Source organism: Nonomuraea sp. SYSU D8015 (assembly GCF_008065375.1).
Taxonomy (GTDB): Bacteria; Actinomycetota; Actinomycetes; order Streptosporangiales; family Streptosporangiaceae; genus Nonomuraea.
The window spans coordinates 139,924-160,506 of sequence record NZ_VJYI01000011.1 but is presented as its reverse complement, the minus strand read 5'-3'; the positions used below and the strand labels follow the sequence as shown (position 1 = coordinate 160,506).

Annotated in this window: 16 protein-coding genes and 1 pseudogene; 13 read left to right on the top strand and 4 right to left on the bottom strand. The window is 70.9% G+C overall.

The genetic code is table 11. The features are described from left to right. The first annotated feature begins 23 nt into the window (after window positions 1-23). From ID574_RS36990 to ID574_RS36980, 3 genes are read left to right on the top strand one after another with little or no spacing between them, the layout of a single operon-like run. On the top strand, window positions 24-650 hold the full coding sequence (locus ID574_RS36990) for a TetR family transcriptional regulator (protein WP_188193659.1): 627 nt from the start codon (window positions 24-26) through the stop codon (window positions 648-650). A gap of 57 nt (window positions 651-707) precedes the next feature. After that, complete coding sequence (locus tag ID574_RS36985) at window positions 708-2,363, top strand: acetolactate synthase large subunit (RefSeq protein ID WP_188193658.1); 1,656 nt, start codon at window positions 708-710, stop codon at window positions 2,361-2,363. A 10-nt stretch (window positions 2,364-2,373) separates the two neighbouring features. Further along, entirely contained in the window at window positions 2,374-3,345 is a 972-nt protein-coding gene (locus tag ID574_RS36980) for a tyrosine-type recombinase/integrase (protein ID WP_188193657.1), read from the top strand. Between the two features lie 202 nt (window positions 3,346-3,547). Here the strand turns inward: ID574_RS36980 and ID574_RS36975 are convergent, their stop codons facing one another. Next, complete coding sequence (locus tag ID574_RS36975) at window positions 3,548-4,723, bottom strand: cysteine desulfurase-like protein (protein ID WP_188193656.1); 1,176 nt, start codon at window positions 4,721-4,723, stop codon at window positions 3,548-3,550. Between the two features lie 9 nt (window positions 4,724-4,732). On the opposite strand from ID574_RS36975, the gene ID574_RS36970 reads away from it, so the two are divergent. The 9 genes and pseudogenes from ID574_RS36970 (at window position 4,733) to katG (ending at window position 14,295) form a co-directional block, all read left to right on the top strand. Further along, a complete protein-coding gene (locus tag ID574_RS36970; protein ID WP_188193655.1) occupies window positions 4,733-5,032 on the top strand; it encodes a hypothetical protein in 300 nt (99 codons plus the stop codon). Between the two features lie 68 nt (window positions 5,033-5,100). After that, window positions 5,101-6,531: a WS/DGAT/MGAT family O-acyltransferase gene (locus tag ID574_RS36965; protein WP_188193654.1), complete on the top strand. Its 1,431-nt coding sequence runs from the start codon at window positions 5,101-5,103 to the stop codon at window positions 6,529-6,531. Window positions 6,532-6,547: 16 nt separating this feature from the next. Continuing rightward, a complete protein-coding gene (locus ID574_RS36960; RefSeq protein ID WP_188193653.1) occupies window positions 6,548-7,636 on the top strand; it encodes a winged helix DNA-binding domain-containing protein in 1,089 nt (362 codons plus the stop codon). A gap of 219 nt (window positions 7,637-7,855) precedes the next feature. Next, a pseudogene (locus ID574_RS36955) lies at window positions 7,856-8,758 on the top strand (RNA polymerase sigma factor); the annotation flags it as partial. 240 nt (window positions 8,759-8,998) lie between these two features. Beyond that, the gene (locus ID574_RS36950) at window positions 8,999-9,766 is read left to right on the top strand and encodes a class I SAM-dependent methyltransferase (protein WP_223167461.1); all 768 of its coding nucleotides are present in this window, start codon (window positions 8,999-9,001) and stop codon (window positions 9,764-9,766) included. Window positions 9,767-9,850: 84 nt separating this feature from the next. Next, window positions 9,851-10,810: an adenosine deaminase gene (add, locus tag ID574_RS36945; RefSeq protein WP_188193651.1), complete on the top strand. Its 960-nt coding sequence runs from the start codon at window positions 9,851-9,853 to the stop codon at window positions 10,808-10,810. A gap of 78 nt (window positions 10,811-10,888) precedes the next feature. Next, on the top strand, window positions 10,889-11,125 hold the full coding sequence (locus ID574_RS36940; RefSeq protein ID WP_188193650.1) for a hypothetical protein: 237 nt from the start codon (window positions 10,889-10,891) through the stop codon (window positions 11,123-11,125). 32 nt (window positions 11,126-11,157) lie between these two features. Then, window positions 11,158-11,637, top strand: coding sequence for a hypothetical protein (locus tag ID574_RS36935; RefSeq protein ID WP_188193649.1), 480 nt, complete (start codon window positions 11,158-11,160; stop codon window positions 11,635-11,637). Window positions 11,638-12,018: 381 nt separating this feature from the next. Continuing rightward, window positions 12,019-14,295 carry a catalase/peroxidase HPI gene (gene katG / locus ID574_RS36930; RefSeq protein WP_188193648.1) on the top strand — a complete coding sequence of 759 codons (2,277 nt, stop codon included), beginning with the start codon at window positions 12,019-12,021 and terminating at the stop codon, window positions 14,293-14,295. Window positions 14,296-14,488: 193 nt separating this feature from the next. Here katG and ID574_RS36925 read toward each other — a convergent pair whose 3' ends face one another. Together ID574_RS36925 and ID574_RS36920 are read right to left on the bottom strand one after the other, a co-directional pair. Next, the gene (locus ID574_RS36925; RefSeq protein WP_223167460.1) at window positions 14,489-16,510 is read right to left on the bottom strand and encodes a beta-galactosidase; all 2,022 of its coding nucleotides are present in this window, start codon (window positions 16,508-16,510) and stop codon (window positions 14,489-14,491) included. Next, on the bottom strand, window positions 16,507-18,831 hold the full coding sequence (locus ID574_RS36920) for a beta-xylosidase/alpha-l-arabinosidase (protein WP_188193647.1): 2,325 nt from the start codon (window positions 18,829-18,831) through the stop codon (window positions 16,507-16,509). The genes ID574_RS36925 and ID574_RS36920 overlap by 4 nt, the downstream gene beginning before the upstream one ends. A 245-nt stretch (window positions 18,832-19,076) precedes the next feature. On the opposite strand from ID574_RS36920, the gene ID574_RS36915 reads away from it, so the two are divergent. Then, a complete protein-coding gene (locus ID574_RS36915; RefSeq protein WP_188193646.1) occupies window positions 19,077-20,081 on the top strand; it encodes a LacI family DNA-binding transcriptional regulator in 1,005 nt (334 codons plus the stop codon). Here ID574_RS36915 and ID574_RS36910 read toward each other — a convergent pair. After that, the gene (locus tag ID574_RS36910) at window positions 20,072-20,542 is read right to left on the bottom strand and encodes an aminoglycoside phosphotransferase/kinase family protein (RefSeq protein ID WP_188193645.1); all 471 of its coding nucleotides are present in this window, start codon (window positions 20,540-20,542) and stop codon (window positions 20,072-20,074) included. The genes ID574_RS36915 and ID574_RS36910 overlap by 10 nt on opposite strands. Window positions 20,543-20,583: the final 41 nt, after the last annotated feature.

The following is a 20,583-nucleotide window of genomic DNA, read 5'->3' as shown; positions in this document are numbered from 1 at the left end:
AACATTTTGCTAGGGTGTGTTTCATGACGGGACTACGGGAGCTCCAGCGGCAGCGCGTGCACGACGCCATCTCGGCGGCGGCGATCTCGCTCTTCCTGGAGCGGGGCTTCGACGAGGTGCCCGTGACCGAGATCGCGGCCGCCGCGGGGGTGTCGAAGCCGACGCTGTTCAAGTACTTCCCGACCAAGGAGGACCTGGTCCTGCACCGGTTCGCCGATCACGAGGGCGAGGCCGCCCGCGTGGTGCGGCAGCGGGCCGCGGGGGAGGAGCCGCTGGCGGCGCTGCGCCGGCACTTCCTCGACGGGCTCGCCAGACGCGACCCCGTCACCGGGCTCAACGACCACCCCGAGGTGGTGGCCTTCCACCGGCTGGTGTTCTCCACGCCCAGCCTGGCGGCGCGGCTGTTCCAGCACATCTCGCACGACGAGGCGGCCCTGGCCGACGCGCTGGCGGAATCCATGGACGACCTGACCGCCGCCCTGCTCGCCGCGCAGGTGCTGGCCGCGCAGCGGGTGCTGGCCCGGCGCACCTGGCGGCTGCTGGCCGACGGACGGCCGTTGCGCGAGGTGGAGGCAGAGGCGGTCCGCGCCGCCGAACGCGCGTTCGCGCTCTTGTCCGCCGCATCAGGAGAGGGGAAGACGGCGGAATGAACGACGACCGCGTGGTGCTTGCACGAAGGAAGTCGTTCATGGAAGAAGGCGTTTCCCATGTCCCGGCAGGCCGACGCGGCCCGGTTCATCGTGCAGGCACTGGAGGCGGAGGGCGTCGAGTACGTCTTCGGCATCCCCGGCGAGGAGAACATCCACTTCGTCGACGCGCTCAACGACTCCTCCATCCGCTACGTCCTCGTACGACATGAGCAGGGCGCGGCCTTCATGGCCGAGATCTACGGCCGGCTGACCGGCAAGGCGGGCGTCGCGTCGGCCACGCTCGGCCCCGGCGCGATCAACCTCCAGCTCGGGGTGGCCGACGCCACCACCAACAGCACCCCCGTGGTGGCGATCACCGCCCAGGTCGGGCTGGACCGCATCTACAAGGAGTCGCACCAGGTCGTGGACCTGGTGTCGATGTTCAGGCCGATCACCAAGTGGGCCGAGCTCGCGCCCTCGGCGCAGGCGCTGCCCGAGCTGATCCGCAAGGCGTTCAAGACCGCCCAGACCGAGCGGCCGGGCGCCGTCTACCTCGCCATTCCCGAGGACGTCGAGTCCGCGCAGGTCCCCGCCGACCTGCGCCCGCTCCCGGTGAACGTGGTGCGCCCGCATGACCCCTCGCCGTCCCAGATCGCCCGCGCCGCCGACGTGCTGGCCACGGCCCGCCGCCCGATCGTGCTGGCCGGTCACGGCGCCACCCGCGACCGCGCCTCGGCGGCGCTCGTCCGGTTCTCGGAGCGGCTCGGCCTGCCGGTGGCCACCACGTTCCACGGCAAGGGCGTCTTCCCCGACGACCACCCGCACGCGCTGGGCGCGGCCGGCTTCATGCGGCACGACTACGTGAACTTCGGCTTCGACGAGGCCGACGTGCTGATCAGCGTCGGGTACGAGCTGCAGGAGTTCGACCCCGCCAAGGTCAACCCGATGCGGGACAAGCAGATCATCCACCTCCACCGCTTCCCCGCCGAGGTGGACGACCACTACCCGGTCGCGGTCGGCGTGCACGGGGACATCTCGCGGTCGCTGGACGCGCTCGGCGCGGCCGTCGACCGGCGCTTCACGATCAACGGCACCGGCCGCGAGATCCGCCGCATGCTCGCCGAGGAGCTGGCACAGGGGAGGGCCGAGAGCGGGTTCCCGCTGTCGCCGCGCCGGGTGGTGGCCGACCTGCGCGAGGCGATGGGGCGCGAGGACATCGTCCTGGCCGACACCGGAGCGGTGAAGATGTGGATGGCCCGCCTTTACCCCACGTACGAGCCGAACACCATGCTGGTCTCCAACGGGCTGTCGGCCATGGGGTTCGCGGTGCCTGGCGCGCTGGCCGCCAAGCTGGCCTTCCCGGGGCGGCGGGTGGTGGCGGCGACCGGCGACGGGGCGTTCCTCATGAACTCTCAGGAGCTGGAGACCGCCGTGCGTGAGCGGATCCCGTTCGTGGTGCTGGTCTGGGTCGACGACGCCTACGGGCTGATCGAATGGAAGATGGACCTGGAGCTGGGCCGCAACTCCCACGTGGCCTTCGGCAACCCCGACTTCGTCACGTACGCCGAGAGCTTCGGCGCCCGCGGCTACCGGATCGGCGCCGCCGGCGAGCTGTTGCCGACGCTGCGCAAGGCGCTCGCCGACGACGTGGTGTCGGTGATCGCGGTGCCGGTCGACTACTCGGCCAACCTCGAACTGACCGGCAAGCTGGGCGAGCTCACCGGACCCTTCTAAGATCGTCCAGGTGAGCCTGCCTGCCGTATCCGATCTGGGCACGCCGCCGGTCGAGCCGGCGCGTGACCCGTACCACGTCTATCTCGACTCGCTCACCAGCCCCGAGTCGCGCCGCACCATGCGCGGCTGCCTCGACCGGCTGGCCCGCCTGCTCACCGGTGACGAGACCGCGACGGGCGCGGGGCAGCCGTGGCACCTGCTGCGGTACGAGCACACCGTGCGCATCCGCACGATGCTTACCGATCAGGGCTGGTCGGCGGCTTATGTGAACAAGCACCTGGTGGCGTTGCGGCGGGTGCTGAAGGAGGCGTGGCGGCTCGGGCAGACCAGCGCCGAAGACTTCGCCCGCGCCGCCGACCTGGCTCCCGTACGGCAGAGCCGGCTGCCGTCGGGGCACCATGTGCCGCCGGAGGTCGTCGGCGCCGCCCTGTCGGCCTGCGACGACTCCCCTGCCGGGGTGCGTGACGCGGCGCTGATCGCCGTCCTGTACTCGACGGGCTGCCGGCGGGCCGAGCTCGGCGGGCTGACGCTGGCCGACTACGATCCGGGGGCGCGGTCGCTGCGGGTGCGCGGCAAGCGCGACAAGGAGCGCCTGGTCTATCTGACGACCGATGCGATCGGGCTGGTGGAGCGGTGGCTGGCGGTCCGCGGGTCCGCTCCCGGGGCGTTGTTCAGCCCGATCAGCAAGTTCGGGCGGTTGCGGATGCGGGACGGGCGGCCGGTGGGGCTGACCGGGCAGGGCATCGCGGACATTCTGGCGCGCCGGCTGGGCGCGGCGGGCGCCGCCCGGCGCACGGCCCACGACTTCCGCCGGACGTTCATCGGCGAGCTGCTGGACGCGGGCGTGGACCTGGCGACCGCCCAAGCCCTGGTCGGCCATTCCTCCCCGGCCACGACGGCCCGCTACGACCGCCGCCCGGAACGCACCCGCCGCGAGGCCGTCGACCGCCTCCGCCTCCCCGCCCCCCGACCGCTCGCCTGACGCGGCCGCTCCCGGCCTCAGCGGTTCCGGTGTCCCGCGCCAGGGCACGGGACACCGGCTTCCTTGGCGCACCTCGCGATCACGCCGTCCAGGCGGACAGCACCCCAGCCGGGGCGCCGTCGCCGTCGGAGGACGCAGGGCAGCGGATGCCGACGGTCATCGGCGTTGCCATGAGCGCGCCCCGTCGGCGGGGTCGCGCTCATTACAGGCTGGAGATCCCGTCGAGGAGGCGGTCCACGTCCGAGCGGTCGTTGTAGTGGACCAGGCCCGCGCGCACCGCGCCGCCCGTGTCGCGGATGCCCAGCGCGGCGGTCAGCTCCCAGGCGTAGTTGTGGCCGTTCCAGACGTTCACGCGGAGGGCGGCCAGGTGCTCGGCGACCTGGCGCGGGGTGTGCCCGGCCACGTTGAAGTACACCGTGGCGGTGCGCCGGGCCGGCTTGCCGTACACGGTGACGTCCGGCAGCGTCTCCAGGCCCTCCAGCAGCACCGCGAACAGCTCCAGCTCGTGCTCCTCGGCCGCCGTCATCGAGGCGAGCAGGCGTTCGCGGCGGGTGCCGGTGCCGGGGACCATGGCCGCCAGGTGGTCGACGGCCGCCGTCACGCCCTCCAGGTCGGCGAAGGCCGCCGTGCCCGTCTCGAACCGCTCCGGCACCGTGTCCGGCGAGGAGGCCAGCTTGTCCGGGCGGATCGTCTCCAGCAGCGCCGGGTCGGCCACGACGGCGCCGATGTGCGGCCCCGACCACTTGTACGCGCTGGTGGCGTAGAAGTCGGCGCCCAGCGCGCGCATGTCCACGGGGCCGTGCGCGGTGGCGTGCACGCCGTCCACGTACACGAGCGCGCCCGCCCGGTGCGCCAGCTCGGCGATCGCGGGCACGTCCGGGCGGGTGCCGAGAATGTTGCTGGCCGCCGTGACCGCCACGACCCTGGTGCGCTCGTTGATCAGGCCGGCGTACTGCTCGACCGGCAGCTCCCCGGTCACCGGATCCACCTCGGCCCAGCGGACGGTCGCGCCGGTCTGCGTCCAGGGGCGGACGTTGGCGTCGTGGTCCAGCCTGGAGACCACCACCTCGTCGCCGGGGCCGGCGATCGCCCTGGACAGCCGGTAGGTCAGGGTGGTCATGTTCGGGCCGAGGATCACGCCGTCCGGGTGGCCGCCGACCATGTCGGCCACGGCCGCGCGGCAGGCGGCCACGATCGCGTCGGAGCGGTGGCTGGCCGGGAAGGCGCCGCCCACGTTGCCGATCCCGCAGCGGTAGGCGTCGGAGATGGCGTCGATCACCGATCGGGGGGTCTGGGTTCCGGCGGCGCCGTCCAGGTAGGCGTAGCCGTCCAGCAGGGCGGGATAAGAAGCGCGTACCGGACTGATAGGGAAAGGCATGATATGTACATGCTCACCCCCCGGGACCTCAACCGTGCCACCTTGGCCCGCCAGCACCTTCTCGAACGCCACAAGGGGGAGGCGGCGGACGTCCCGGACGCCTGCGACCGGGCGCTCGGGTACGCCGTGCGCGTGCTGACACCGCTGGTCATCGCGCCGGCCGAGGAGCGGTGGAGCTTCCCGCGCGACCCGGCGTCCGGGCTGCCCGGCATCGACCTGGACCCCGTGCCCCGGCCGGAGGAGGGGCTGCGGCTGCTGGCGTTCGCCGAGCGCGACGCCGCCTCGTTCTCGCTCGAAGTGCTCCCTTGACGTGCTCTTGAGATGATCCTTGAAGCGGCGGGCATAGTCTGGTTTGGTTCGGAGCGGAGGTGTCACCCATGCCGCAGTTGACCGCGCTGGATGCGCAGTTCCTCCATTTCGAGACCGCCACGAACGTCGCCAACATCGCCGGCCTCGCCGTGCTCGACGGCGACCTCAACCGGACCGACCTGCAGAATCTGCTCGAACAACGGCTCCCGTACGTGCCCGCACTGCGGCGCAGGCTCGCCCAGGTCCCCTTCGGGCTGGACCATCCGTACTGGGTGCAGGAGGACGATCTCGACCTCGACTACCACGTACGCGAGATCGGCCTGCCGCCGCCCGGCGACGACCGGCAGCTCGCCGAGCAGGTCTCCCGCCTGCACGCCCGCCGCCTCGACCGCGGCCGCCCGCTGTGGGAGATCTACCTGATCCACGGCCTGTCCGGCGGCCGCGTGGGCCTCTACACCAAGATCCATCACGCCGCAGTGGACGGGATCGGCGGCGCCGACGTGCTGGCCGCGCTGCTCGACCTCGGCCCCGAGCCCGCGCCGCCGCCCGCGGTCGCGCCCGAACGCGACGAGCCGCCGCCCGGACCGGCGGAGATGGTCGTGCGCGGGCTGGCCAGGCTGGCGCTCAACCCGGCCCACGCCGTGCGGTTCGCGGCCAGGGCGGCGCCGCACCTGGACGAGATCCCCATCGTGTCCCGGCTCCCGGGCAGCCGCTTCGTCTCCGGCCTCGCCCGCCAGCTGGCCGGCGCCGGCCAGGCGCCCGAACTGCCGACCCTCCCCGCGCCCAAGACCCCGTTCAGCGGCCCGGTGTCGCAGCACCGGCGCTTCGCGTTCGTGTCGCTGCCGCTGGAGGAGATCAAGCGGGTGCGCAAGGCGTTCGGGGTCACGGTCAACGACGTGGTCATGACCGTGTGCGCGGGCGGGCTGCGCCGGTGGCTGGCCGCGCACGGCGGCGTGCCGGGCCGGCCGCTGGTGGCCGGGGTGCCGTTCTCGCTGCGGGAGGCCGGCGTGGAGGGGCGCGGCAACCAGGTCGCGATCATGACGGCACCGCTGGCCGTGCACGTCGCCGACCCGGTCGCGCGGCTGTACCAGGTGCGGCAGGCCATGCACCGGATCAAGGACAGGTTCTCGCTGGCGCCCGCGCGCTGGCTGCGCGAGTTCAGCGAGTCGATGCCGGCCGCGCTCATGGGGCTGGCGTCGAGGTCGGCGTTCGGGCTGGTGGGGGAGACCGTCCCGCCGATCAACGTCATCGTCTCGAACGTGCCGGGGCCCCAGTTCCCGCTGTACGTGTGCGGCAGGCGGCTGCTGACCTTCTACCCGGTCTCCGTGATCACGGACGTGAGCGGCGGCGTGAACATCACCGCCTTCTCGTACGACGGCTCGCTCGACATCGGCGTCGTCACCGACCGGCAGATGATCCCGGACGCCTGGGAACTGGCCGGCCACCTGCGCGACGCCCTCGAAGAACTGCGGAACGCGGAATCATCCTTGCCGCATTGACTCCTACGCTGAGCGCATGATCCTCAACCGCCGGGTGCTCAACCGCACCGCGCTCGACCGCCAGCTGCTGCTCGCCCGCTCTGCCATGACGCCCGCGGAGGCCATCTCGCGCCTGGTCGCGGTGCAGGGGCAGGAGATCGACGCGCCGTACATCGGGCTGTGGTCGCGCCTGGCGTCCTTCACCCAGGACGATCTGGCCGCGCTGCTCCACGGCAAGCAGGTGGTACGCGGGTCGCTGCTGCGCGGAACCCAGCACCTGACGCTCGCCGACGACTACGTGTGGATCCGGCCGCTGGTCCAGGTGATCCTCTCCAGGACCAGACAGGCGGCCTTCGGGCGGCTCATGCGCGAGGTGGACCTGGAGGAGTTCGCCAAGCTGGCACGCGAGCACCTGACCGGGCGCACGCTCACCCGTCCCCAGCTGCGGGACCTGCTGCGGCAGCGGTGGCCGGAGGTCGACGGGACGGCGCTCGGCTTCTCCGCGCAGGCGCTGCTGCCGATCGTGCACACGCCTCCGAACGGGATCTGGGGGACCGGCGGGGCCACGCCGTTCACGCTGGCCGAGGAGTGGCTGGGGCGGCCGCTGGAGGAGTCTCCCTCGGTGGAGCGGCTGGTGGTGCGGTATCTGGCGGCCTTCGGGCCGGCGAGCGCGATGGACGTGCAGATGTGGTCGGGGCTGACGCGGCTGCGGCCGGTCATGGAGGCCATGAGCTTTTTACGGAAATATCAGGACACCGAGGGGCGGGTCCTCTATGACCTGCCCGACGCCCCGCTCGCCGACGAGGACGTCCCCGCACCCGTACGCTTCCTGCCCTGGTTCGACAACCTCGTCGTCGCGTACGCCGACCGCAGCCGGCTGATGACCGCCGAGCAGCGCAAGGAGGTGTGCGTGGGCGCGGTGATCTACCCGACCTTCCTCGTCGACGGAACTGTCGGTGGGATGTGGGACCTTAAGGACGGCGTGCTGACGGTCGAGCCCTTCCACCCGCTGCCGGACGGCGTGATGGAGGAGCTGGCCGCCGAGGGCACGCGCCTGATGGCCTTCGCCGGTGTCGAGGAGGGGAGCATCACCTGGCTACCGCCCCGGAAGTCCACGACGACCTGATCGGTGGAGGCACGCACCGGGAATGGTTGGGTAGCGTGGGCAGAGACGGTCTGCAGGCCTGTTCCTCGAGTCCAAGGTGTCGATGCCCATAGCCACAGTCCTCCGCGAAGTTCAGCTTTCGTCCGTCCATCCAACGCCAGCGAGGAGAGAGTTTTGTCCGAAGCAGCAGAGGTTCTCGAACTGGACGAAGAGATCGCCGACGGCGGCGGGGCCGTCGGCGCCGACTCGGTCAGGGCATACCTCAAGGAGATCGGCCGCGTACCGCTGCTGACCGCCGAGCAGGAGATCGACCTGGCCAAGCGCATCGAGGCCGGCCTGTTCGCCAGGGAACGGCTCGACACCGAGCCGGGGCTGCCGGCCGACCTGCGGGCCGACCTGGAGTGGATCGCCGACGACGGCGTCCGCGCCAAGCGCCGCATGCTGGAGGCCAACCTGCGGCTGGTCGTCTCCATCGCCAAGCGCTACACCGGCCGCGGCATGCTCTTCCTCGACCTCATCCAAGAGGGCAACCTGGGCCTGATCCGGACGATCGAGAAGTTCGACTACCGGCTCGGTTTCAAGTTCTCCACGTACGCGACCTGGTGGATCAAGCAGGCGATCACGCGGGCCATGGCCGACCAGGCCCGGACGATCCGCATCCCCGTGCACATGGTGGAGCTGATCAACAAGGTGGCGCGGGTGCAGCGGCGCCTGCAGAGCGACCTCGGGCGCGAGCCCACCCCGGAGGAGATCGCCGCCGAGACCGACCTCGAGGTGGACCGCGTCATCGAGGTCCAGCAGTACGGCCGCGAGCCGATCTCCCTCAGCACGCCGCTGGGCGAGGAGGGCGACAGCGAGTTCGGCGACCTCATCGAGGACACCGAGGCCGTCTCCCCGGCCGACGCGGTCTCGTTCACCCTGCTCCAGCAGCAGCTGCGCCTCCTGCTCGACCAGCTCTCCGAGCGGGAGGCAGGCGTCATCAGCCTCCGCTACGGCCTGGCCGACGGCAAGCCGAGGACCCTCGACGAGATCGGCAAGGTCTACGGCGTCACCCGCGAGCGGATCCGCCAGATCGAGGCCAAGACGATGTCCAAGCTTCGCCACCCGTCCCGCTCACTGGCGCTGCGCGACTATCTCAGCTAGGCCCCGTCTTCGCCCTCAGGGACCCGCAATGCGCGGAATACGCGTCAGAGCTCGATCGGCAGCAGGCCGGAGGAATAAGCGCCCCACTGCGTACACGGCCTCTCCTTTAGCCCGGCGGCCATACAAAAGGGGCGATTTCCGGAGGAATTCGAGGCCGCGGAGAAAGCCTGCGCAAACGAGAACTCAAGAGTTCCGCCACAGCCCTTGGGAAGGACCGGAGGGTGGCCTAGATTCCATGGCGTGAAACGCGCCCGTTCGAGCCTCGTCCACCAAGTGACGTACGCGATCAAGAATCCGCGGAAGATCGTCCCCCATCTGCGGCGGCTGGCCCGCGACACGTGGTTCAGGCTGCGTACGCGAGACCACATCTCCTACTACCGAGCCGTCATGAGATCCGACACCGCCCGCGATCCCGAGGGCGCGGTCGGCTCGCACACCCACAAGCGGTGGCTGGCGCTGGGCCGCATGCAGTTCGACTACCTCGTCGAGCACGGGCTCAAGCCGGAATGCCGCATGCTGGAAATCGGGTGCGGCAATCTCCGGGCCGGTCATTTGTTCATCGACTACCTGCACACCGGCAACTACTACGGAATCGACATCTCGCCCGACATCCTCATGGCGGCGCAGGACACCCTCGTCCGGCAGGGCCTTCGGGACAAAATGCCGTATCTCACCCCGGTACGCGATCTCCGTTTCGCGTTCCTGCCCGACCGTCATTTCGACGTCGTGCACGCGCACAGCGTCTTCTCGCACTCGCCGCTGAACGTCATCGAGGAATGCTTCGCGCACGTGGGCCGCATCATGAAGCCGAACGCCTGGTTCGACTTCACCTTCGACCGGACCGAGGGCAAGGAGCACCAGGTGCTGCGTGAGGACTTCTACTACCGGACCGAGACGCTCGTCGCCCTGGCCGAGAAGTACGGATTCACGGCGACGTTCATGGAGGACTGGGAGCGGCTGCCGCACAAGCAGTCCAAGATCCGCCTCACCAAGAGGTCGTCCGACTAGCCACGTCTCCGCACGTGCCGCCCGGCGTCCGGCCTGGTGGAAAACGGGCTGCGTGAGGGGAGTGCCCGTCCTTAGGGTTGGGGCGTGCGAGACGTACGGTCACTCCCCAAAGCCCACCTGCACGTTCACCTGGAGAGCACCGTACGGCCGGAGACCGTGCGCGAGCTGGGCGGGGTGCGCGAGCCCGAGAGCGGGTTCGCCAGCTTCAGGGAGTTCGCCGATCAGCGGGCGCGGGTGCGGGAGCTGCTGCGGACGCCCGAGCATTTCCGGCGGATCGCGGTGGAGTTCTGCGAGGACGAAGCCGCGCAGGGCACCCGCTACGTGGAGGTGATGTTCACCGCGGCCTCCCACGGCGAGCGCCTGGGGGCTCTGGAGGCGCCGCTGGAGGCGGTGCTCGACGGGCTCGCCGAGGGCGGGGCCAGACACGGCGTCGAATGCCGGGTCCTGCTCGACCACTCCAGGCGGCGGCCGGTCGAGCGGCTGTGGCGTACGTTCAAGCTGGCCACCCGCTACGACGCCGTGATCGGCATGGGGCTCGCCGGCGACGAGGCCTACCCGCTCGCCCCGTTCGCGGAGGTGTGCGACGCGGCCAGGGACGCCGGGCTGCGCCTGGTTCACCATGCGGGAGAGGCGGCCGGGGCGGACAGCATCCGCGAGGCGCTCGACCTCGGGCACACCGAGCGGCTCGGGCACGGCATCCGGGTGCTCGACGACGACGCGCTGGTGGCGGAGGTGCGCGAGCGCGGGATCCCGCTGGAGGTCTGCCCCACCTCCAACGTCCTGCTCGGGCTCGTGCCCTCGCTGGCCGAGCACCCGCTGCCGAGGCTGCGGGCCGCCGGGCTGGTGGTCACGGTCAACACCGACGGGGAGACCGCGCTGGCCGGCGAGTACGCCCGGCTGCGCGACGTCTTCGGCTACGACGACCGCGACCTCGCCTCCCTGGCCCGCGCGTCCATCGACGCCTCCTTCGCGCCCGAGCCGCTCAAGGTCCGTCTCCGCCGTGAGGTGGACGACTGGCTCGGCACCCGTCACGACGCTCCGTGACCACCGGGCCCTCGGAGGGCCGCCTGCCCGCGCCGGTGCTCGACGCCGTCCTGGACGGACGGGCGGCACGGTGCTGACGTGCCGGAGCAAGGCGATCAACGGCAGCACCGGGGCGGCCACGGCGCCGTCACCCGGCTGTCCGGGACAGCTCTGCGCGAGGGCGCCGAGGTGCCGTTCAGCGTGGTGCGCAAGGAGTCCCGCCCGGTGCGGACCGGGCGGCACGCGCCGTACTCCGGCGACCCCCGCCACTGGGCCTACGATCCCGTGGACGGCTATGCGGAATTCATCCTGTCGCAAGCCTCCATACTCATGTAGCCAGCGATGGTGCCGTACCGCATGCTTGGTGTGTGGACCCATCGACGGCGTATGCGGATGACAGGCTTTCCGAGCGGGTCGCCCTCGCCGGGCTGGCCGGAGGGATTCTGCCGTTCGTCCTGTTCGGCTGGATGCTTCTCGTCGGCGCCCTGGCCGACGACTCGCAATGCGGCCACTTCGGCTGCGTCGGCCGGATGATCGAGGCATGGGAGTCGGGCCACTGGGTGGCGCTCGTCCTCGCCTGGCCACTGCTGCACCTCCTGCGTGTGCGCCCGGCCTGGCGGGTCGCGCTCGCGGCGCCCTTGTTCCTGCTGCCCGTCTGGGTGCTCGTCGGCGAGCTCGTGGACGCGGCCATCGTGATGAGCGGTGTGTTCGCCTACCCGTTCGCCGCCCTGGTGACCGCGCCCAGGATCTCCCGGTGGTGGCGCCTCGTGGTGCTGACCCTGTACCTCGTGCTCTGCGTCTTCCTGGCCTTCGTCCCCGGGTCGGCGCTCACTCCCCGCCTCGTCTAGCGTGCCTCAGTGGTGCCGCCCCGAAGTCTCTCGGGGGTTGACGGACCGAGACCAGGCTCTTCGCCCTCCCGTGCGATAAAGCATTCTGGACCTCCTCAACGGCGTCCGGAGGAACGGCGTCCGGAGGGAGGCGACCTCTCAGGCCGCACCCCTGGCCGAAGCGCGAGCCAGACGGCAGGGCAGGGCCGCGTATCTCCTCTTCGTGGGGGGTCGATATGTTGACCTTATGGCGTCTGACTTCGAGGCGCAGTCGCGAGCGGTTTCGTTGCGCGCGACCCGGCCGCGATTGGCCGACAAGGAGAAGGTCGTCTACTGGGGCCATCTGACCCCACTGTGCTACTAGACGCATTGCCCCGTGATCCGGCAGTTCGGAGGAAGCAGATGAGCGACACTCAGGACAACGCCCCCTCCAGCGCGCAGGGCGTCGACCAGAAGGCGGCGGCCGGTTGCCCGGTCGCGCATGACTCCGTGACGGCGCATGGCAGCGAGAGCGAGAACCCGGCAATCGACTCGCCGACTCCGAAGACCGGCGGTCGTCCGCGCACGAACCGGGACTGGTGGCCCAACCAGCTCGACCTGTCGATGTTGCGCGCGCACTCGTCCAAGAGCAACCCCCTGGCAGAGGGCTTCAGCTACGCCAAGGAGTTCCAGAAGCTCGACGTCGAGGCCCTCAAGCAGGACATCATCGAGGTGCTCACCACCTCGCAGGACTGGTGGCCGGCCGACTTCGGCCACTACGGCGGTCTCATGATCAGGATGAGCTGGCACGCCGCGGGCACCTACCGCATCCACGACGGTCGCGGCGGGGCCGGCGATGGGGCTCAGCGTTTCGCGCCGCTCAACAGCTGGCCCGACAACGCCAACCTCGACAAGGCCCGCCGGCTGCTGTGGCCGGTCAAGCAGAAGTACGGCCAGAAGATCTCGTGGGCCGACCTGCTCGTGCTCGCCGGCAACGTCGCCCTGGAGTCGATGGGTTTCAAGACCTTCGGCTTCGGCTTCGGCCGTGAGGACGTCTGGGAGCCAGAGGAGATCTTCTGGGGTCCGGAGGACGCCTGGCTCGGCGACGAGCGCTACGTCACCGACACCGAGATGATGCCGCACGTCGGCGCGACCGAGATGGGTCTCATCTACGTCAACCCGGAGGGTCCCCGCGGCAACGCGGACCCGGCTGCGGCGGCGCATTTCATCCGCGAGACCTTCCGGCGGATGGCGATGAACGACGAGGAGACCGTCGCTCTCATCGCCGGCGGCCACACGTTCGGCAAGACCCACGGTGCCGGCATCGCGGACGACCACGTGGGGCCGGAGCCCGAGGCCGCGCCGCTGGAGGCGCAGGGCCTGGGCTGGCTGAGCAGCTACGGCACCGGCAAGGGCGGTGACACGATCACCAGCGGTCTCGAGGTGACGTGGACCGACCGGCCGACGCAGTGGAGCAACCGTTTCCTCGAGATCCTCTTCGGCTACGAGTGGGAGCTCACCACGAGCCCCGGCGGCGCGAAGCAGTGGGTCGCGAAGGACGCCGAGGCGATCATCCCGGACGCCTACGACCCGTCGAAGAAGCACAAGCCGACGATGCTCACGACCGACCTGGCGCTGCGCGTCGACCCGACGTACCAGAAGATCTCCCTCCGCTTCCTGGAGCACCCCGACGAGTTCGCGTTGGCCTTCGCCAAGGCCTGGTACAAGCTGCTGCACCGCGACATGGGTCCGGTCAGCCGCTTCCTCGGACCGTGGGTCGCCGAGCCCCAGCTGTGGCAGGACCCGGTGCCGGTCGTCGACCACGAACTCGTGGGTGACGCCGACGTCGCTGCCCTCAAGGCGAAGGTCCTGGAGTCCGGCCTCACGACCGCTCAACTGGTCTCCACCGCCTGGGCCTCCGCCGCGAGCTTCCGGTCCACCGACAAGCGCGGCGGCGCCAACGGCGCCCGGCTCCGTCTCGAGCCGCAGCGCAGCTGGGAGGTCAACCAGCCCGAGCAACTCGCGACGGTCCTGGACACCCTCGAGGGCATCCAGCGCGAGTTCAACGAGGCGGGTGGCGCGAAGATCTCGCTCGCCGACCTGATCGTGCTGGCCGGCTCGGCCGCCGTCGAGAAGGCGGCATACGAGGCCGGCGTGGCGGTGACGGTCCCGTTCCGCCCGGGCCGCACCGACGCCACTCAGGAGCAGACGGACGTCGAGTCCTTCCGGGTCCTCGAGCCGCGGGCCGACGGGTTCCGCAACTACCTGCGTTCCGGCGAGAAGACCCCACCTGAGGCGCTGCTCGTCGATCGTGCTTACATGCTCAATCTGACCCCGCCCGAAATGACCGTCCTGATCGGCGGCCTGCGTTGCCTCGGAGCCAACTTCGGCGGTACTCAGCACGGCGTCCTCACCGACCGGCCCGGCGTGCTCACCAACGACTTCTTCACCAACCTGCTCTCCCCGGGCACCCGGTGGAAGGCGTCGGACTCCGAGGAGAATGTGTACGAGATCCGGGACGTGGCCACTGATGAGGTGAAGTGGACCGCCACCGCGGTCGACCTCGTCTTCGGCTCCAACTCCCAGCTACGAGCCCTCGCGGAGGTCTACGCCAGCCAGGACGCCCGCGACAAGTTCGTGACCGACTTCGTCGCAGCCTGGACCAAGGTCATGGAACTGGACCGGTTCGACCTCGCCTGACCCGTCTCCACCCGACGAGCCCGGTCGAGTCACCGTGGTCGACCGGGCTCGTCTGCCATGGGATCCGGTCACCAGCAGTCGCACGTACAGATTGGCCATCGCGTCGAGATCGCTCGGCTCCGCCCGGAAACGCGTCGGACGTAGCCGGACGGTGAGCGGTACGCCAGCCCTAGCGCCGGTGCCGGGGAGCGCGTCAAGTGTGAGCCAGCCGGATCACCGCCGCGCCCAGCGGCGCCAGCTCGACCTCACCGGCGACCGGCTGCCCGGTGAGCAGGTCCGTCCCCTCCCCGCCCACGGGGACGGACGCGCTCAGCTCGCCGCTGTGGTTGAGCAGGAACACGTACTCGTGCGTCTCGTCGCCGCGCACCGAGCACTCCACGTGGGCGGGAACGCCCTCGAAGCGCCGCCGCACGCTCGCCGCCGCGACGGTCTCCGCCACCAGGGTGTCGAACGCGGCCTGCTCCAGCAGCGTCGCCACGTAGACGACGCGGCCGGCGCCGTACCGGTTCTCGACCACGGCGGCCCGCCCGGCAAGCAGTCCGTCGGCGTACGTGGCCAGCGCGGTGCCGGTCTCCAGGTGGAGGTCCTCACGCCACCAGGTGGATGTGGCGCGCCGCCCGTCGGCGAACGCGATCGCGAACTCCTCGTGCGGCCGCGCCGGCCAGTACTCGTCGATCTTGGCGCCGACGAGTTCGCGGAACGCCCCCGGGTAGCCGTCGGGCCGCACCCGGTTGCTGCCGTCGACCACGCCGGAGAAGAACGACATGAGCACCGTCCCGCCGTCGCGGGCGAACTCGGTGACGCGCCGTACGCCCTCGTCGTGGATCAGGTACGCGTTCGGCACCACCAGCACCTTGTACCCGTCCAGCGCCGACCCGTACGACACCACGTCCACCGGGTAGTGCCGCTCCCACAGCGGCGTGTAGTGCCGCATCACCGTGTCCGCGTAGCCGAAGTCGTTGCGCGGCAGGCCGGCCGTCTCCTCCAGCCCCCACCAGCCGTCCCAGTCGAACAGGATGGCGATCTCCGAGCGCGACGTCGTCCCGGCCACCGGCGCCAGCAGCTTCAGCTCCCGCCCGAGGCCGACGACCTCCTTGAACGTGCGCGAGTCAGGACCGGAGTGCGGCAGCATCGCCGAGTGGAAGCGCTCCTGGCCGCCCCGGCTGGCCCGCCACTGGAAGAACATCACCGAGTCGGCCGCCCGCGACAGCGCCTGCAGCGAGCCGAGCCGCATCCGCCCCGGCTCCTTGACGACGTTGAGCGGCCACTGGCTGACCGCGCTCGCCGCCTGCTCCATCAGCATCCACGGCTGCCCGCCCTTGAGCGAGCGGAACAGGTCGTACTGGAACGCCGCCGAGACGTGCGAGTCGGCGTCGGCCGGGTTGGGGTAGATGTCGAGCGCGACCGCGTCCTCCTCCGGCGCCCACTTCCAGTAGTCGGCATGCCGGAAGAAGCGCATGAAGTTGGTCATGACCGGGATGTCGTCGCGGAAGGAGCGCACGATGTCGCGCTCGGCGAGGTAGCACTCCAGCAGCGCGTCGGAGGTGAAGCGCTTGAAGTCGAGCCGGCGGGTGGGGTTCATCCAGGTGCGGGGGATGTGCGGCACCTCGATCTGGTCCCAGTCGGTGTAGACCTGGCTCCAGAAGCGGGTGGTCCACGCCTCGTTGAGTGCGTCGAGGCTGCCGTACTTCCGGCGTAGCCAGCGGCGGAAGTTGACCGACGCGGCCTCGTTGTAGGCGGTCGGCCCGTACTCGTTGCTGATGTGCCACATCGCCAGCGCAGGATGGAACGAATATCGCTCGGCCAGCTTGGTCGTGATGTTGGCCGCGTACTCGCGGTAGATCGGCGAGGACGGGTCGTAGTGCAGCCGGTTGCCGAAACCGAACCGCTCCCCGTCCGCCATGATCGGGAACACCTCGGGGTGCAGCTGCGTGAGCCAGACAGGCGGCGCCGCCGTCGGCGTGGCCAGGTTGACGCTGATGCCGTTCTCGTGGAGGAGATCCATGATCTCGTCCATCCAGCCGAACTCGTACTTGCCCGGCTCCGGCTCCAGAGACGCCCAGGCGAAGACGCCGAGCGAGACGGTGTTGACGCCCGCCTCGCGCATGAGGCGCACGTCCTCCCGCCAGACGGCGGGATCCCACTGCTCGGGGTTGTAGTCGCCGCCGTAGGCGAGGCCGCCCACCCGGTTCCTGAAGGCGTCCATACGGGTCATCTCAGTGCTCCCTGTGTCAGTTCCACGGACACGGCGGTCAGGCGCCGCTCGGCGCCCGTGATCTCGTGTACGGGGCCGGTCATCGTCACGGTCCGCTCCTCCACCACGTCGGAGACCGAGCGGCGGACGGACACCCCGACCTCGCCGGGCTCGACGATCCGCCGTCCGTCGCGGCCGGTGAACGCCAGCAGCCGCGTCGGCACGTCGAAGCCGACCCGCGCGCTCCCGCCCGGGGCCAGCTCGACGCGGGCGTACCCGACGAGCTGCGCGACCGGCCTGGTGACCGAGGCGATGCGGTCGGCGGCGTACACCTGGACGACCTCCGCGCCGGGCCGGTCGCCCACGTTGCGCACTGTCACCGAGCAGCGGATCGACCCGGCCGTCGCATCGGCCGACATGTCCTCGTAGGCGAAGCGCGTGTAGCTCAGCCCGTGACCGAACGGCAACGCCGGGGCGGGGTCGATGTTGCTGACCGAGCCGGCCCCGCCCAGCCGCGGGTGCAGGTAGCCGTAGGGCTGGCCGGCGGCGGCGCGGGGCAGGCTCATCGGCAGCCGGCCCGACGGGTTCACCGCCCCGCTCAGCACGCGGGCGACCGCGCCCGCGCCCTCCTCACCGGGGAAGAACGCCTGGACGACGGCCGCCGCGTCGCTGATGATCCCCGGCACCGCGTACGCCCGGCCGGTCATGAGCACCACCACGGTCGGCGTGCCGGTGGCCAGGACCGCCTCGGCCAGCTCCCGCTGCGCGCCGGGCAGTTCCAGGCTCTCCACGTCGCAGCCCTCGCCGGACGTGCCCCGCCCGAACAGCCCCGAGCGGTCGCCGAGCACGAGGATCGCGACGTCGGACCCGGCGGCCAGCCGGGCGGCCGCGCCGATCCCGGACCGGTCGCCGTCGTCCACGCCCGTGCCCCGCTCGGCCCGGATCTCCGCGCCGGGGAACTCCTCACGCAGGGCGTCGAGGAGCGTGGGCGCGGCGATGCCGGTGGCGGCCTCGGGGAAGTGCGGCAGGACGTGCTGGACGAACGAGTAGCAGCCGAACAACGCGGCGACGCTGTCGGCGTTGGGGCCGACGACGGCGATCCGCCTGCCCGCGGCGTCGCCGAGCGGCAGCAGGCCGTCGTTGGTCAGCAGCACGATCGACTCCTCGGCCAGCCGCCGCGCCACCTCGCGCGACCCGGCGTCGTCGAGGTCGATCGGGCCGGTGGGCACGGGCGGCTCGTAGTCGTCGTCGAGCAGCCCGAGCGCGGCCTTCTGCCGCAGCACGCGGCGCAGCGCCCGGTCGATGAGCGCCTCGTCGACCCGGCCCGACGTGACGGCCCTCTTCAGCGGCTCCAGGTAGGCCACGCCGGTGGGCAGCTCGACGTCGATGCCGGCCGTCAGCGCCTGCACGGCGGCGTCCTCGGCGTCGGCGGCCACGGCGTGCAGCGTGTGGAGGAAGGCGACCGAGAAGTAGTCGGCCACGACGGTGCCGTCGAAGCCCCATTCGTCGCGCAGGACCCGGGTCAGGTAGTGGGCGTCGGCGGCGATCGGGACGCCGTCGATCTCGGCGTAGGAGTTCATGACCGACCCGGCGCCCGCGTCCCGGACCGCGACCTCGAAGGGGAACAGCAGCGTGTCGGCCACCTCGCGGGCTCCGGCGTGCACCGGCGCGAGGTTGCGCCCGGCGCGGGAGGCGGAGTAGCCGACGAAGTGCTTCAGCGTGGCGATCACGCCGGCGGACTGCAGGCCGCGCACGTAGGCGGCGCCGATGGTCGCGACCTCGTACGGGTCCTCGGAGATGCACTCCTCGACCCGGCCCCACCGCTGATCGCGGATCACGTCCAGGACGGGCGCCAGGCCCTGGTGGACGCCGAGCGCCCGCATGCTCTCGCCGATCCGCCGCGCCATGCGCTCCACCAGGCCGGGGTCGAACGAGGCGCCCCAGGCGGGCGGCACGGGGTAGACGGCGGCCTTCCACGCCGCCAGCCCGGTCAGGCATTCCTCGTGCGCGAGCGCGGGGATGCCGAGCCGGGTGTTGTCGCGGATCCACCGCTGCCGCGCGGCCAGGACCTGGCTCGCCCATTCGGGATCGACCGGGCGGGTGCCGTAGTGGCGGGTGATCTGGCCCAGGCCGTGGCGGGCGAAGGCCTCGAACTCCACCTCCTCGCCCTGCATCGCGTCCTGGAGCGGCGCCACCACGCCGTCGTCGCGATTGACGTTCAGCCACATGCCGACGAGCTGAGCGAGCTTCTCGTCGAGTGACATGTCCGCCAGCAGTTCCTCGACCCGCCGTGATCGGCGTTCGGCGGTCTCCGACGTCGGCTGCTCAACACGTGCAGGCATACACCCTCGTTCGCTGGGGGAATCCGGGTCGGAAAGTTTCTGGTTGGCTTTCCGAAACGTTACCGTGACATTGCCGAAGCGTTACGCTAAGCTGCGGCTCGCAACACTGTCAACAGTCCCCGACGAACAGCAGAGGTGCGCCGGTCGTCCCAGTTCAGCGGGATATCCGGCTTTCATGACATTTTCCGAAAGTTGTCACTCGCCGGTGTCGGCCGGATGGCGGCACCGCGCCAGCGGGAGGTCCTGTGCGCCGAGCCACGCTCGCCGACGTCGCGGCGGCCGCCGGAGTGTCGGTGCCCACGGTTTCCAAGGTCCTGAGCGGTAAGAAACACGTCTCCGCCGCCACCAGGGACAAGGTCCTCGAAGCAGTCCGCGCCTTCGGATACGAAGCCCCCCGCCCGCCCAGCACGCCCCGGGTCGGCCTCGTCGACCTGCTCATCGACGGGCTCGGCTCGCCCTGGGCCCAGGTGCTCATCAGGGGGGCGGAGAAGGCTGCGGCGCGGTGGGGGTTCTCGCTCGTCGTCACCTCGTCCGCGCGGCCCGACTTCGACCTGCGCCGCTGGATCGGCATCATGCGCAAGCGCGGCACCGACGGGATCGTGCTCGTGCTGTCCCGGGCCAACTCCGAGGAGATCGCGGCCATCAGCGAGCTGCTGCACGTGCCCCTGGTGCTGCTCGACCCGGTCGGGCAGCGCGACCCGCGCATGTCCACCGTCGGGGCCACGAACTGGTCGGGCGGCGTCATGGCCACCACCCACCTGCTGGAGCTGGGCCACACCCGGGTCGGCTTCATCGGCGGGCCGCTCGACGTGCAGTGCACGCTCGACCGTTACGAGGGCTATCTGGCCGCGCACCGCACGTTCGGCATCGAGCCCGACCCGGAGCTGACCCGCTACGGCGACTTCCTCGTCTCCGGCGGCAAGCGGCATGGGGGCGAGCTGCTCGACCGCGACGACCCGCCCACCGCGATCTTCGCCGGGTCCGACCTGCAGGCGGCGGGGGTCTACCAGGCGGCGGCCGAGCGCTGCCTGCGCGTCCCCGACGACCTGTCCGTGGTCGGGTTCGACGACTCGCCGCTGTGCGAGATGTTGTCGCCGCCGCTCACGACGGTGCGCCAGCCGCTCGACGACATGGCCAACGAGGCCGTCCGCCTGATCTCCGAGGAACTCACCCATCCGAGAGGGCCGGCGGGCACCCGCATCGAGCTCGCCACCACGCTCATCGTCCGGGCCAGCACCGCTCAGCGATAGCGGATGCCGGCGTACGCCTGTGCCAGACCCTTGTGATTGGCCTCCGGATCGACGCTGCCCCTGAACACGTCGCGCTCGATCCTGTCGGCGAAATAGATCGCGTTGGCCATCCACCGCAGCCGGACGAACGTGTCCAGATGCTCCAGCTCGCCCTCGACCTCCGGATGGAGGGACCGGTAGCCCTCCACGACATGCCGGATCGCACGACGCTTGTCCCGGGTGAGGACGGCGACGCACGCCAGGTCGTACAGGAACGGCGCCTCCAAAGCGGCCGCCCGGTCGACGAGACCGTCCGTGGCGGGCGAGTCCTCGCTCAAGTGGAACCCATCGAGTCCCGGATCCCCCTTCACCACCCAGATCCGCAGCCGTGCCCCGGCCCTGCGCGCCTCGTCCAGCACCCCGCGCCGCGGCATCCCGGATGCGCGGCGGCATGGCAACGTCCCGGAGGCCGGCGTCGGCACACGGCCACCTGTGCTCTTCGCCGATACCGCCGGCATCGTCC

Excerpts from the sequence above, each read along its gene's own strand:
- ID574_RS36990 (WP_188193659.1), top strand. The coding sequence starts at position 24 with ATGACGGGACTACGGGAGCTCCAGCGGCAGCGCGTGCACGACGCCATC.
- ID574_RS36985 (WP_188193658.1), top strand. The coding sequence starts at position 708 with ATGTCCCGGCAGGCCGACGCGGCCCGGTTCATCGTGCAGGCACTGGAG.
- ID574_RS36975 (WP_188193656.1), bottom strand. The coding sequence starts at position 4,723 with ATGCCTTTCCCTATCAGTCCGGTACGCGCTTCTTATCCCGCCCTGCTG.
- ID574_RS36970 (WP_188193655.1), top strand. The coding sequence starts at position 4,733 with ATGCTCACCCCCCGGGACCTCAACCGTGCCACCTTGGCCCGCCAGCAC.
- ID574_RS36965 (WP_188193654.1), top strand. The coding sequence starts at position 5,101 with ATGCCGCAGTTGACCGCGCTGGATGCGCAGTTCCTCCATTTCGAGACC.
- ID574_RS36960 (WP_188193653.1), top strand. The coding sequence starts at position 6,548 with ATGATCCTCAACCGCCGGGTGCTCAACCGCACCGCGCTCGACCGCCAG.
- katG (WP_188193648.1), top strand. The coding sequence starts at position 12,019 with ATGAGCGACACTCAGGACAACGCCCCCTCCAGCGCGCAGGGCGTCGAC.
- ID574_RS36925 (WP_223167460.1), bottom strand. The coding sequence starts at position 16,510 with ATGACCCGTATGGACGCCTTCAGGAACCGGGTGGGCGGCCTCGCCTAC.
- ID574_RS36920 (WP_188193647.1), bottom strand. The coding sequence starts at position 18,831 with ATGCCTGCACGTGTTGAGCAGCCGACGTCGGAGACCGCCGAACGCCGA.